General features: G+C 31.2%; 13 protein-coding genes. All 13 read right to left on the minus strand.

Features of this window, described 5'->3' with window-relative positions:
- On the minus strand, positions 1–2,079 hold the full coding sequence (locus AACK87_RS03125; RefSeq protein ID WP_338971447.1) for a 2-oxo acid dehydrogenase subunit E2: 2,079 nt from the start codon (positions 2,077–2,079) through the stop codon (positions 1–3).
- A 78-nt stretch (positions 2,080–2,157) separates the two neighbouring features.
- On the minus strand, positions 2,158–3,465 hold the full coding sequence (gene trmFO / locus AACK87_RS03130; RefSeq protein WP_422397204.1) for a methylenetetrahydrofolate--tRNA-(uracil(54)-C(5))-methyltransferase (FADH(2)-oxidizing) TrmFO: 1,308 nt from the start codon (positions 3,463–3,465) through the stop codon (positions 2,158–2,160).
- Positions 3,462–4,133 (minus strand): copper homeostasis protein CutC, encoded by a 672-nt coding sequence (locus AACK87_RS03135; RefSeq protein ID WP_338971453.1) that lies wholly within the window; start codon positions 4,131–4,133, stop codon positions 3,462–3,464. Before AACK87_RS03135 ends, trmFO begins: the two co-directional genes overlap by 4 nt.
- Before the next feature lie 10 nt (positions 4,134–4,143).
- Positions 4,144–5,289 carry a methionine adenosyltransferase gene (gene metK / locus AACK87_RS03140; protein ID WP_338971456.1) on the minus strand — a complete coding sequence of 382 codons (1,146 nt, stop codon included), beginning with the start codon at positions 5,287–5,289 and terminating at the stop codon, positions 4,144–4,146.
- Between the two features lie 59 nt (positions 5,290–5,348).
- Positions 5,349–6,734 carry a hypothetical protein gene (locus AACK87_RS03145; protein WP_338971459.1) on the minus strand — a complete coding sequence of 462 codons (1,386 nt, stop codon included), beginning with the start codon at positions 6,732–6,734 and terminating at the stop codon, positions 5,349–5,351.
- 12 nt (positions 6,735–6,746) lie between these two features.
- Positions 6,747–7,679, minus strand: coding sequence for a serine aminopeptidase domain-containing protein (locus AACK87_RS03150; RefSeq protein ID WP_338971462.1), 933 nt, complete (start codon positions 7,677–7,679; stop codon positions 6,747–6,749).
- A 40-nt stretch (positions 7,680–7,719) separates the two neighbouring features.
- Entirely contained in the window at positions 7,720–8,490 is a 771-nt protein-coding gene (locus AACK87_RS03155; RefSeq protein WP_338971465.1) for a TIGR00282 family metallophosphoesterase, read from the minus strand.
- Positions 8,491–8,811 (minus strand): YlxM family DNA-binding protein, encoded by a 321-nt coding sequence (gene ylxM / locus AACK87_RS03160; protein WP_338971468.1) that lies wholly within the window; start codon positions 8,809–8,811, stop codon positions 8,491–8,493. It lies immediately after the preceding gene.
- Positions 8,804–9,787: a signal recognition particle-docking protein FtsY gene (gene ftsY, locus AACK87_RS03165; protein ID WP_338971471.1), complete on the minus strand. Its 984-nt coding sequence runs from the start codon at positions 9,785–9,787 to the stop codon at positions 8,804–8,806. The genes ylxM and ftsY overlap by 8 nt, the downstream gene beginning before the upstream one ends.
- An 87-nt stretch (positions 9,788–9,874) precedes the next feature.
- Positions 9,875–10,558: a phosphate signaling complex protein PhoU gene (phoU, locus tag AACK87_RS03170; protein WP_338971473.1), complete on the minus strand. Its 684-nt coding sequence runs from the start codon at positions 10,556–10,558 to the stop codon at positions 9,875–9,877.
- 7 nt (positions 10,559–10,565) lie between these two features.
- Positions 10,566–11,558, minus strand: a complete 993-nt coding sequence (gene pstB / locus AACK87_RS03175) for a phosphate ABC transporter ATP-binding protein PstB (RefSeq protein ID WP_422397184.1) — start codon at positions 11,556–11,558, stop codon at positions 10,566–10,568.
- On the minus strand, positions 11,545–13,704 hold the full coding sequence (pstA, locus tag AACK87_RS03180) for a phosphate ABC transporter permease PstA (protein ID WP_338971475.1): 2,160 nt from the start codon (positions 13,702–13,704) through the stop codon (positions 11,545–11,547). The genes pstB and pstA overlap by 14 nt, the downstream gene beginning before the upstream one ends.
- 37 nt (positions 13,705–13,741) lie before the next feature.
- On the minus strand, positions 13,742–14,869 hold the full coding sequence (ptsS, locus tag AACK87_RS03185) for a phosphate ABC transporter substrate-binding protein (RefSeq protein WP_338971478.1): 1,128 nt from the start codon (positions 14,867–14,869) through the stop codon (positions 13,742–13,744).

Consider the following 14,869-nt stretch of genomic DNA (forward strand, 5'->3'; position numbering starts at 1 on the left):
TTAAATTAGTAAGCCTGGATTAATTAGTAATTTAGCAAATTCTTGCAGTATTTGGTTAGCTTCTACCAAATTAAGAGTTTTATTATTAAAAGTCATTGTTATGTTTACCATATTTTTAATGAATATTGCATTGTTTTCAGAAACAGGTTTTTGAATAATATTTCCTACCCCAATTGCAAATAACTCTCCAGGTTTTAATTGTCAAATACCTTTTTTAAGTTTTAGACTACCAAAATCAATAATTGAAATTTGGCATTTTGAATTTTCAGGATAATCATTTCCAAACTGGAATTCTTGCTTTTGTTCAGTTAATATTCTAGCAATTTCGCTAATTTCTTCATTTAAGCTGATGCTAATTGTTGGTAATACCATTTCCTTTTTACTAAATAATGAATATCTAATAATTTTATCTTCTTCTTTAATGTTCAAACCGTTTTTTTGAAGTGTTTTATTTCAAGACTTCATAGCCGCTTTAATAAAGAATGTCATAAGCGAAAGTTCAAGACCTTTTTCAAAAAATGGGTGTGCCATTAAGTCAAAAAGATTGCTCAATGATGTTAAATCAACTTCTAAGTCAATCGAAGTATTTGAAGCAAAGTTATTGGCCCCAAATGAATTAGAAGCCTTAGTTTTTTTAACTAACTTATCCTTTTTAGAAACATTTTCAGGAATTGTCTTTTTAGGGTAATCTTTTGATAAAAAATCAAATTCTTTTATCGTAAGATCAATATTTGATTTTAAATCATTTCTTTGGGTATTAGATTTAAATTCATCAACTTCTGCCAATTCCCTTGAAAGTTGTTTTTTAATCTCAGATATATTTTTATGGTTGTATCTATTTTCATTTACTGGCACCTTAACTTCTTCGTTCGAAGTCTTAGCCGGAGTTTCTTCAAATAAATTCATTTTCAATTGATCTCAAGTTAGGAATTCGATCGGTTCATCATTGACTAATTTTTCTTCAATAACTAAAGATTCTTCTACAATTGGTTCTACAATAATTGGAGTTTCTTCAATAACTAAAGATTCTTCTACAATTGGTTCTACAATAATTGGAGTTTCTTCAATAACTAAAGATTCTTCTGTAGTTGGTTCGGGTTCTACAATAGGTTCTTCAATAACTAGAGATTCTTCTACAATTGGTTCAGGTTCTTCTACAATTGGTTCCTCTTCGACAACGATTTCATCAGCCATTATTTCTTCAAATGCAGCTTGAGCCATGGTTGATGTTAGAGAGTTATCTAGAACTTGGGTTTTCTCGTAAAGTAGATCAAAGTCCATTGTTTCATTAGTAATAGTTTTTAAATCATCTGCCGTAATTGATTCCATAGATTTATCAGTATCAAATTCAACTTTGTCAGTATTATCAATATTACTCATTAGAGTTGATGCTGGGACATTGAAGTTTTTACCATCAAAAATGGTTTCATCATTATTCATAAAGATTGATTCGTCTTCAAGTCTTTTATCAATCATATTTCCAATAATATCAAGTTCTTGAGTTAAATTATCAAAGTTGGTTGTTAGTTCATCAAATTTCTTGCGATTTATTTCAGCTGTTTGAGTGTTCAAGATTTCATCAGTTCAATTATTTGAAAGTTGTTCTTCTAAAACTATCTCACGAACCTTTGTTTCTAAGGGAGCTGATGGTCTTACTTGCATATTAACTGTTTCTATTGTAATTGATCCAGATTCTTGATCTGCAATTTCCATAGTCATGGTTTGAGCATTTTCATAAATATCTTGGTCTCGGGAATCATATTTTGGCTGATTGTATTTAGGGTTTTCAGTAATAACATCTTTTAAAGATTTTCCAATGCTTTTAACGCTGTGGATGTTTTTGACTTCTTGTTCATTAAAAATATCAAAAATTATATCCCCATTAGTAACAATTAGAGATTCTAAAATATTAATGTTTTTAATAACCCCATTAACATGAGCTACAACATCAAAAGTTTCTAGTTGGGTAGAAATTTTAGCGATAACTTGGCCTTTTTTTACAATTTCCCCGTCTAAAACATAAACTTTTTCAACTATACCCTTTAAATTACTTTCTGTTTTAAATTTTATTCTATTCATTTTAAAGCCCTTCTTTAAACATCAAGTTAATTTTACTACATTTATGCCTTTTTTTGAAATAATAAGAAACAGAAATTTTTAAATGTTTTTAAGGTAATTTTTCATTTCCTCTATTGATCTTTGATGGAAGGCCAAGTTTTTCTCTTCTCGATCTGAGAAGACATTTTCTAAGGTTGGCAATATCCCCAAATTGGCTTTCATCGGCTTTAGTTTTTTGTGTTGGGAATTTGTAATATATTCTACCAAAGCTCCTAAGACTGTTTCTTTTGGCAAGGGTTGAAATTTTTGCTTTTTAATAAATTTATCAACACTCAAAGCAACGATCAAACCAGTTGCAGCTGATTCTAAATAACCCTCAACACCAGTAATTTGGCCAGCAAAAAAGAGGTTTTTCTTTCTCATAACTTGTAGTCCTGAATTTAGTATTTTGGGAGAGTTAATATAATTGTTTTTATGCATTACTCCGTAGCGCAAGATTTCAGCGTTTTGCAAACCTGGAAGCTTTTGTAAAATTCTTTTTTGTTCGCCTCATTTTAAATTAGTTTGGAAACCAACAATATTATAAAGCGAATCAATAGCATCATCTTGTCTTAATTGAACCACCGCGTACGGAGTTGAATTGGTTTTGGGATTAATTAATTTATTTGAACTCATGGGTCCATTCAATAAATTTTTACGCCCTTTTTTGGCTAACACCTCAATTGGTTGACACCCTTGAAAGAAAATAGCTTTTTCAAATTCCTTAATTTCAACCACTTCACCAGCTAGAAGCTCTTGGTATCAATTTTCAAATTCTTGCTCACTTAAAGGAACACAAATGTATTCTCCGTTATTTTTTTGGTGTCTTGAAGACCAATAAACATTTGAAAAATCAATTGAATCTTTGGCAACAATTGGAGCTGAAGCATCTAAAAAGAATAGCTTATTTTTACCAGTAATTTGAGATATTTGTTCTTGTAATTTTTGGGTAGTTAAAGGTCCTGAAGCTATAATGGTAATATCTTCATCATTTATTTCAAAGAACTCTTCTTCAATAACTGTAATATTGGGATTGTTATAGATTGACTCTGTAATTCGTTGAGAAAAACTTTCACGATCAACTGCAAGCGCGTCATCGCTGGGAATTTCAGCTTCATATGCTGTTTTTAGAATTAAAGAATCTAGCATTTGCATTTCTTCTTTTAAAATTCCAACCGCATTTTTAATTGACTTACTTCTGAAAGTATTACTACATACTAGTTCACCTAAATTTTGGCTTTTTTGAACAGGATTAGGATTCACTTTTTTAGATTCATAAATTTCAACACAATAACCTTTGTTCGCTAATTGAAAAGCGGCCTCACAACCCGCAAGACCAGCTCCAATGATTTTAATTTTAGCCATTATAGTGATGGCTTTTTCTGTTTAAAAGCATTTATTTTATTAATATCTATTTCACTATCTCAGTTATTTGAGATTCTAGCTGCAGTTCCTATATGAATCTGGTCTGTGGCATTCAAAATGTCACTGACATTATCAATAGTAACCCCACCTCCAGCTAAAATTTTCATAGTTGTGTTTAAATTTATTTCTTGAATTAGGTTCACATTCTCCGCAATTGGATTTGTTCCCCCAGCTGTTAAAATATTGGTTACATTAATTGAGTCTAAAAATATGGCCGCTTCCAAAAAACTTGGAACATAATCAAAGGCTTTATGGAATGTAACTGTTTTATTTTTAACTACATTCATTATCTTTATCATTTTATTGTAGTCAATCTCTCCGTTTTGATTAAGAACTCCAACAACAATTCCTTTGGCCTTAGTTTTATTAACAAATCTAATATCTTCTAAAATTTGGTTAAATTCTTCGTCAGTATAAACAAAATCCCTAGCTGTTGGTCTAATGATTACATTAACCGGGAGATGCGATAATTCCGTTGCTTTGGTAATTAAATCACGACTCGGAGTTAGTCCTCCCACTTCTAAATTATCGCAAAGTTCAATTCGATTTGCTTGTGAATTATTAATTCTTTTGATATCTTCCAAATTTTTGGCAATTACTTCTAAAACCATATGTTTCTCCTTATTTTAAGTATTTTTTTAGTTGATTTACTTTATCAAGTTTTTCTCAAGAACAATCTTGGATTCCAAAGTGACCATAGCGACTTGTGTTAAAGAAAACTGGTTTTCTTAAATCTAATTCTTTAATAATTCCCGAAACCGAAAAGTCAAAAGTTGCCTCAACGGCTTCATAAATTTTTTCAAGAGGAATACTGTGTGTTCCAAAAGTTTCAATAAAAATTGAAACTGGTTTTGGAATTCCGATTGCATAACTTAACTGAATTTCTAGTTTATCAGCCAACCCAGCAGCCACCAAATTTTTAGCAGCGTAACGCGCCATATAAGCAGCACTCCGATCAACTTTTGTTCCATCTTTTCCAGAGAAAGCTCCTCCACCGTGGCGAGCATAACCTCCATAAGTATCAGCAATAATTTTTCTTCCTGTCAGACCAGTATCCCCTTGTGGTCCTCCGATTACAAATCTTCCAGTTGGATTAATTAATACTTTAAAATCTGAGTTTAACATATATTTGTCAACAACAATCGCATTCATGATTTTTTCTTTAACAAATTTTTTAAATTCCGCTTCATTAAAATCTGGATTGTGTTGAATCGACATTAAAATTGTATCTACTTTAGGATTTTTTTGGTCAGTATAATCAATTGTAACTTGTGATTTCATATCAGGTCGAGAATCTTTGAATTCCCCATTTTTACGCAACTTAGTTGCTAAGTATACCAAATCATGGGCGATGGCAATTGCTAGTGGCATATAATTAGCAGCCTCATTTGTTGCATAACCAAACATGATTCCCTGGTCTCCTGCTCCAATAACGTCATTTGCTTGGTCAATTCCCATAGCAATGTCAGTTGATTGTTCTTCTATCTTATTAAGAATTTCACAAGTTTTTGAGTCAATTCCTCAAGAAGAATCATTATATCCTATTTTTTGTAAAACATCTCTGGCAATCTGAATGTAATCAACTTTGGCTTTGGTTGAGATTTCCCCACCAATAACAATAAAGTTAGTTGTGGCGAAGCACTCGCAAGCAACTTTAGAGTTTGGATCTTGACGTAGAACCTCATCTAGTATTGCATCAGAAATCTGATCGCAAATCTTATCTGGATGTCCTTCCGAGACAGATTCGCTTGTAAATAATTTTTTCATAAATTCTCCTTTAAACTACTATAAATTTTAAACAATTTCTAAAATATCTGCAAGTATTTTTAAATCCAAGTGCCTTTTTTCTTCATTTTTCTAATTAAGAAACTGGCATAGATGTTTATTAAAATACCAAAAAAATTCAAGAATATCAAGTCGACTATGTAATTCTTTTTCAAGTAAATTGCATAATCCAAATAGTTGGTGGTTTTTTTAATATTTAAGAAAATCCAACAAAAACTTAGTACAAAGACTGAGACAATTATAAATCTTGATAACGGGGTTACTAAATTTAAATCTAATAAATCAATTCAGCCGATTGCTCAGAAAATAAATAATAACTCAAAAAAAGCAAATAACAAGAAGATGTTAACCATTATTAAAAAAACTGAGACTCGATTTATTTTATACTTAAAAGTTTCAACCGGTGATTCCTTTATTATATTAATTTTAAATATATAAATGGCGCTAGCAAAAAAGTAAGGAATATTGAGGGTTAAGGCATCAAAGATACAGTTTCCCAACGGCACTGGAATTAGGTTCTCCAAATAGTACTTTTTTCTAATTATAGAAAAAATTGTTGTTAGATTGATTCATAGAAATACCCAGATATAGGTATACTTAACTGAATCATCTAGTATGTGGGTAAATTTTAAATAAAATAAAACAGTGTTTGAGGCTAAAGTGAATGTCATCAATCCAAAGAATACTCACAAAATCATACTAACAATTTTATTGTAACCAGTTTTGATTTTAATATTAGCACTATTATTGTATTGCATTTTTCAGACATCATACATCGGATTTCTAAAAACACTGCGGATTTGTAAAATTGAAAAAAGTGGATTTAAGCAAAAAAGTGATAAAATTCCTATTGAAACTTTTTTACGAGCTTCAAAATCACTCAGATAAGCTCTTTTTGAATTAGCCATAACATAAACAGTTAGCGGGATAAGAAATGGCACTAAAATAACTGAGATACAACCACTGATAATCAAAAAGACATGTCAGGTAATATTATTTTTATTATGAAAGTTGTCATCAGTAATGATTATGCTAGCAATGTTTTCTCCTTCATTCTCCAAACTTGTTATTTTAATTAATTGAGGAATTATAAAAAAGTTGATTGAAAAAATTGCTATCATTATTAATGCATCTCGATTTTTCTTCAACATTTCAGTTGAGGAGAAAGCCAATATTAATCATAGACTGGCTCAAAAACCTAATAAAAACATCATTGGAGCTGTTAGTTTTACTCAAACAAAATTACGATGACGCAAATCTAAATTATCAAAATTAATTCATCAGTTGGCTAGGGAGGCAATTAGAACAAAAAAGCAGGCAAACGATAAAATAAGCATCAGCATTCCGATCATCGTAAAGACTTTGTCTGAATAAGTATTTTTAAAGATCATCGATTCTTTTTTTCTTAAGAAATTATTTCTAACCATTACTTACCTCCTTTAAATATCTTTTAAAATTTTCTCAACCTCGATGTCATTAAGTGGGAAATGACGAACATTCTTCATAATTTTAAAATTAAGATTACTAAAATTTGCTATTTTTTTTGCTATTTTTTTTGGATTAACGAGTCTATCACTATCACCTTGAATAACTTCCACCTTATCTGAATTTTTACTCAAAGCTTTTCAAAACCTTCTTTGTAAAGTATTGAATTGATAAAACTCTCTAACACTAATAAAACCTGAGTCAGCAAGACTTTTCTTATAATTTTGCATCCCCACATTGTTTTCCATTAAGTCTAAGGGTTCATAATTTAACGGTATAAGTTTTTGAGAATTAAAAATTGTTCCTCAAAAAATTCTAGAATTTGCTTTTGATAAACTTTGATAAAATATTTTATTACTTAAACTAGCTAATATAACTTTTTCAACATTCACTAGTCCCATGACTTCTTGAGTTAATAGCGATCCCAAACCGGTTCCCAAAATAATTAACTTCTGATCTGGATATTTATTTATCAAGTAAGTCACAACTTGTTTGACATCAAATAAGTGTTTACCTAGGTTATGATACTTTTCAATCTCATTTTTACCATGACCTCTTAAATCAAAACTGACCACTGAGGTGGCAGGATTTTTCTTTAACATATATTCTTCAATGTTATCGAATTGTCGTGATGAAAATCCTAGATCGTGAATACACAAAATAATTTTATCCCCTTTTGGATTAATTTCTCCAAACCAGTTTAATTTAAAGTTATCTATATTGATAAATCATTTCTTTTTAATCAGTTCTGGGGCATGGTTTTTTTGATATCGATATTTTAAGCTATTGAAAATAAATAATTTGATAACTAAACCTAAAATTATTATGAATAAAAGGAAACCTAAAGCGGCAAATAAGAATATTGTTATAACTTGAATGAATGTCAATTTAAAGCTCCGTTCTGTACTATTTTTTTAAAATAATATTTTATTCTCTTACAAAAACTCGGTTTAAAGCTAAAACCTCATTATTGTCATTAATATTAATAATAACTCCACAAAATTGACCAGCACCCTTAGCTGGCTTAAAGCGACTCGGAAGACCTGTTTTTTCTTTTCTAATAACATCTTCAGGTTCGACTCCAATAATTGAGTTTATTGGACCTGTCATTCCCAAGTCAGTTATGTATCCAGTTCCTTTTGGCAATATCATTTCATCTGCTGTTTGAACGTGAGTATGTGTTCCAACTAGAGCTGTAATTTTACCATCATAGTTTCAAGCAAAAGCCATTTTCTCAGCACTAGCTTCACCGTGGAAATCTACTAAATGAATATCGCAAGGAGCTGAATTTTGGATTAATTCATCAAAAGCTTGATATGGATTTTCTGCTGGATCCATGAAACTACGACCAATTAGATTTGTGACTCTCACTTTTTTATTTAAACAATTAACAACAATTGAACCTGGTCCAGGTGTGAAGGGATTCATATTTAAAGGTTTTAAAAGATTTGAGTAATTATCAATATAATCAATAACTTCACTATTTTTGAAAATATGGTTACCTGATGTGACAATGTCCACACCATTTTTAATTAATTCCAAAAAATGTTTTTCTGAAATTGACTTACCGTGAGTTACATTCTCTCCGTTACCAATTACTAAATCTATATTATTACTTTCCTTAAATTTAAGCAAATATTTTTCAATCATTTCGCGACCTTTTGAAGCATAAATATCTCCAATCATTAAAACTTTCATTTAAATCTCCTTCTCAATTTTTTTTAAAATTTCTTGGACAACCAAATTGTCATTATCCTTGTACTGATTGATGATGTTTTGTAAATTTTTGAGTAAATTCAATGAACCTATTTTTTGCTCACACTCTTCTAGTAATTTAATGGCATTTTTAATGCTATCAAAAACTGCTGCTCGTGAAATTTCGTGCTCTTCGGCAATTTCTTGTAAAGAAAAGTCCTCAAAGAAATAAAATTCAAAATATTTTTTTTGCTTTGAAGTTAAAAACTCTTTGTAAATATCAAAAAGCTCAACTACAAAATCATTTTTCTCAAAATTATTCACTATCATCATCCATAAAGTCAGCAGCTAAATAATAAACATAGTCATCAACATCAAATGGTTCAATATCATCAATTTGTTCACCAACACCAATCATTTTAACTGGAATATTTAGTAAGTCTTTGATTGCCAGTGCAATTCCACCCTTGCTAGTTCCATCCATTTTGGTTAAAATAATTCCTGTCACATTAGTGGTTTCAGAAAAAGCTTTAGCTTGAGAAACTCCATTTTGTCCCGTGGTTGCATCAATAACTAAAAGGCGTTCATGAGGTGTGTTTTTATATTTACGCTCAATGATATTTTGCATTTTTTCTAACTCTCTCATTAGATGTTCTTTATTTTGTAAACGACCCGCAGTATCAATTAATAGTAAGTCATATTTTTCATTTTCAGCTTTTTCCAGGGCATCAAAAACCACGCTAGCTGGATCTTGGTTAACTTTTTTACCTCTAATTAAATCAACACCACTTAACCTATTATCAACTCACTCTTGTAATTGTTCTCCAGCTCCAGCACGAAAAGTATCTGCTGCCGCAATTAAAACTTTATTATTGTTTTTAGCATAAAAGTTGGCGATTTTAGCTAAACTAGTGGTTTTTCCCGTACCATTAACCCCAACCATCATAAATATGTTCAAACGTCCTTTAACAAAGTTTAATTCTGATTTAAACTTCCCTGAGTCAACATAGGCATCATATAATTCTTCAATTAAAATTTCTTTAATATCTTGGAAACTGTCTTTACGTTTAACTTTCTTTTGAACCGCGTTAGATATTTTCACAACCATTCCCATTCCCATATCAGTGGAAATTAAGATATTTTCCAATTCTTCAAAGAATTCGCTATCTGCCTCTTTATATTTCTTTGAAAGTTTTTTGATGTCTTTTGAAAAACTTAAACTTTTTTTAATTTCGCGATGTTTAATTTTATCTTTTTTCTTTTGTTCTCTTTTATCCTTTAAATTCTGTCAAAAACCCATATATTAAAATACCCCTTTATCTATTTAATTGTATATTATTTTACTCTTAGTTAAAATACCATAAAAAAAACTTTAGCGAACTAAAGTTTATTTAAAATCAACATCATCCACGAAAACTTCATCAAACTTACCAGTTCTAATAAAATTCAAGATTTCCTCAATATTTACTAAGTGGTCTCCTGCACGCTCTAAATTTCTTAGCTCACGAATTGCGTTAATGAAAATTATTGATTGTTTAGGGGCATTCTTCTTAGAATTTTCAATCTCTGATACTAGCAAATCATTTAGTTCAGATAACTGAGAATCAAGGATTTTTCGTAAATCTAGCACCTTTTTTCTTTGATCATTTTCATAATTTTCAAACAAAGTTGAAATAAAGTTTAACATTTGATTCACCAAGTCAAACATTCGTGAAATATAACCAATTTCGATCTCACCGGGTTGATAGTTAATGTAAAACATGCAAACTAATTTTGCATAGTCAGCAATTCTTTCAATTTCACGACTAATTAAAATTGAACCAACAGCCAATCGCAAATCTCCGGCCACCATTTGTTGTTTGGCAATTTTTCAAAGAGCCATATTGGTGAACTTATTTTGTTGTTGGTCTATTAACTTATCCCCAATAATAACTTTATTGGCTAAATCAATATCGCGTTTTTCCATCGCTTCAAAAGCTCGAGCATATTGAGATTTAGTTGATTCAACAAGATTGCTTATATCTTTTTTGATGACATTTACGTCATTATCTAGTATTTTGTTGTATGACATCTAACTTTTATCCAAATCTACCTGAAATGTAATCTTCAGTTTTCTTATTTTTTGGGTTGGTAAATATTTTTTTGGTGCGGTCGTACTCAATCAATTCCCCTGAAAGGAAAAAGGCTGTGTAATCACTTACTCTAGTCGCTTGAGCCATTGAATGAGTTACTATTACTATTGTATATTCTTTTTTAAGTTTTAAAATCAATTCTTCAACCTTTAATGTGGCAATTGGATCTAATGCACTTGTTGGTTCATCCATTAGTAATATTTTGGGACGCATCGCAATTGCGCGAGCAATACAAAGTCGTTGTTGTTGACCCCCAGATAGTCCTAATGCTGAATCCTTTAAGTAGTCTTTAACATCATCTCAAAGGGCTGCTTTTTTCAAAGAATCTTCTACTAATTGATTAATAACTTGCTTGTCGCGAATCCCTTGACTTCTTGGTCCAAAAGCAACATTATCAAAAATTGAAATCGGGAAGGGATTAGCCTTTTGAAAAACCATTCCAACTTCTGTTCGCAAACGAGCCACATTAATTCCTGGTTCATAAATATTAACACCATTCACAATAATAGAACCATTTATGACAATGTTTTCCACCAAATCATTCATTCGATTAATCGATCTTAAAAGTGTTGATTTTCCACAACCACTTGGCCCAATAAAAGCTGTAACTGTATTCTCTTTAATTTTCATATTAATTTTTGAAAGAGCTTGTTTATTTCCCATTGAATAATAGAAATCAAGATCTTCAACTTCAATTACGTTTTCACGATCTTTTAGAGCTACTTTCTTAGGAGCATTAAAAAGCTCAGCTTCATTAATGTGCTTTACTTCAATATTATTTTTGAAGGAAGTTTTTTTAGCTTCGACTTCAGCCGCTTTAGCTTGTTTTTTCAAGTGCTTATTCTCTTTAGCATTTAATTCTTTAGTTGTTAAAACATCTTCAAAAACGTTCGTCGTTTCTGCTGTATGAGTAATATCTTTTTCTTTATTTACTATCATTTTTAGATTTTCCCTCCTTCAAAATATTTTTGATGATTTTTTTGTTGCGCTTATGATTTGCTATTATTATTTTATTCCTTTTTATGTTAAATAATAACAAGAATCGTTTAAATCTAACCGAAATTGAGTGACCAAAGCGTTTAAAGTCATTCTTATAGTTGTGTTTGAAGATTCTCCTAAACACCTCAGCCCAGTATACTCCAAATTTTACTGGTCGGTAACGTGGATCTAATTTTACTGAAATTGTTTTACTAATGTAATTTAAAAATAAAACTAATAACAATGTGACCATGGCAAGTTGGTAAGCAACTCCCATAGTTTTTCCACCACCACCTTCAGCGGCCATCATATAAATTTGTGTTGTCATTGTTGCACCCGGAGATAAAAATCCTTCTGTTGGATATCGTACGGCTGTTCCAAGTGTTAGATAAACCGGAGCTGATTCACCAATAATTCTTGAAATTGCTAAAATAGATCCAGTTAAAATTCCTTTTAATGCGTTGGGGATTACAACTTTAATTAGTGTCATTGTTTTACTTAAACCCATTCCAATTGCAGCTTCACGATAAGAAGCTGGAACAGCAATAATTGCATCCTTAAAAGAAGTAATTAGTGTGGGCAGAATTACTAGTGTCATTGTTAAGCTGGATGCAAAGATTGACATTGGTAATCCCAGGGTAACTATGAAGATTGTAAGTCCAAATACCCCGAATACAATACTTGGTGTTGAGGCTAGAACATTAATTGAAAAGTCAATTGTTTTTGTGAAACGACTTTGAGGACGAGCGTATTCTGCTAAATATATCGCCACTATTAAGGCCAGCGGAAAGGCAAATAACATCGTTGAGAGCACTAAGAATAAAGTTACTAACATGGTCGCAAAAATACCAGCTTTTTGTCCTTCAAATTCAAGGAAATAATTAAAGCCAAAGCCAATAAAACCTTTAATGATAACTGTAGTAATGATTCACAGCGTAAATGATACCACAATTGCGGTGGCTAAAATCATTAATAATTTTTTTCAAAAGCTGTAGAATTTTTTGTATCCCGTCCTCATCGCTGAAGATCTCACCAAAATTCCTAACTTCAAATCTTCATATTGATATTCATGATTTTCATTTTCTTGTTCAGCATTTTTATTAATCATTTTTGAACGACTGCGGTTATTGCGTTTTTTTGTATTAAGATTGGTGATAGCTATTATTGATAGGTTTATGATTATTACTATAATGAACAATACTAAACCAATTGCATAAAGTGCTGACTCATGAGTTGATCCGTGATTTTCAAGCATTTCCAATCCAATTGTTCCCGCTAGAGTTCTAACAGATGAGAAGATAAATCCCAAGAAACCGTCATCTGTATTTAAACCAATTGTTGAGTTACCAGCAATCAAAATTACTGCCATGGTTTCCCCAATAATACGAGCCATTCCGGTAATTATTGCTCCAATAATTCTTGGTCTAGCTGAACGTCTAACAACTTTAAATGTGGTATATTCTTTTGATAAACCCAAACCTAATGCCGCAAAACGATAACCATCAGGAACCGAGTCAATTGCATTAATTGATAAAGTAATCATTGTTGGTAGAGCCATAAAGGCTAAAGTAAATCCAGCGGTCATTAAATTTCCTGGTGAAGCTGCTCCCATTTTAACAAAAATAGTCCCAATTTGATCTAGGGCGAAAAGTCCAAAAACAACTGAAGGTATTCCTGCTAAAAGTTGAATAATAGTAATAATTGTTCTTTTCGATTTTCCTGAAAGATATTCGCAAATGAACAGTGAAGTATAAATGGTTAATGGAACTGCAAATAATAGCGCAATCCCCAACATCGCCAATGTTGAAATAATAATACTAAAAATACCATAACTGGCATCGGGGTCATTATCAGCTCCTGGGCGTCATTTACTTGTAAATATAAATTTAAAAAATCCAAATTCGCTTAAGCTGGGAACAGATTTATAAATAATGAAACTCACTAATAACACCAACATTAAAATAACCAACGAAGTAATCATTATAATAGAAAACTTTGAGGCTGCATCTAGTTTTGAAGTCTTAACTTTTGGTAAACCAGATTTGTTGGGTTTCTTAGGCTTCGGATTTAACTCTACTTTAGTATCGTCAATCTTTGTTGTCGTCATTTAAGTACCTACCTTTAATAAATTAGCGTCCAGCTAATTATCTATTTTGTGGATTTAATACCACTTTTCTAATTAATCCTTCTTGTTTAAAGATATCGATTAGTAAGCCATCGTCGCGTGATTCTTCGATAATTCAAATCAAAAATTCAGTAATGTCATTAATTTTTTTATGATAGCTGTTGAAAATTGCTATAAAAGGTCTTTGAAATTGATAAATTTTATCATGAATTGCCTCAGTGTTATTTGGCATTTCTTTAGATTCTGGATTCTTTAAATCAGTAACCGGGGCGTTTTCTCAATCATCTCCTGAATCAACTGGATTTGCTAAACGAATGTTGTCAACTGCAGTTAATCTAATTCCTGATTCTCTGGTAATTGAAGGTATAAATGCATAAGAAATATAACCAAATCCCCCTGAGGAAACCATTTGCAACATCATTCCATTTGAGTTAACAACGTTAGCAGAAGGCATTTCTTTAACACCGGTTAAACTTGAAAAGGCATCCCTTGTTCCCGAACCATCTTCTCGAGTTATCGGAAGAATTCTAGTATTTGGAACTCTGTCAACAATTTCTTGATCAATTGGTTCAAAGCTATTATCTTTAACGAATTGAGCCAACTCTCTTCATGTACTTTTGTTATCATAAATTTTTTGTAACATTTCCTTTGAACTTGCTTGATCTTTTTTGGAAAAAACAAAGTTTAAGTTTTTTGACAAAATATCATCTCACCCTGATGGGGGATTATAAATGATGGCAATGGCATCAACTGCAAATTCTAAACTAAGAGTATTGTCAAACTTTTCAATTTCCTTCAAAGACATAGCAACACTTGATTGTCCGTTTGTTATTTTATCCTCTTGGGCTGGAGTTTGATTCCACTTACCAGTTGTTAAAGTCGAATCGCTAGCCTCCTTAGAAATAAAACCAATTTCATAACTACCATTTTGAACTCCAACAACTCCTGCTTGACTTCCTGTTGAATTGTAAACAAAATCCTTTTTAGTATCCTTGTAATAAGAATTTGTTAATTTTTGCATAACTGGGTTAACACTAGTGCTACCGCCCAAAATATGGGCATTTTTTGGAATAACCAGGGTTCAAATTCATAATGCTGTTAACAATATAAAAATTGATGATAATCAGATTGCAATTTTTTTTGTCAT

It is taken from the genome of Spiroplasma endosymbiont of Panorpa germanica (assembly GCF_964019765.1).
GTDB lineage: Bacteria > Bacillota_I > Bacilli_A > Mycoplasmatales > Mycoplasmataceae > Spiroplasma_B.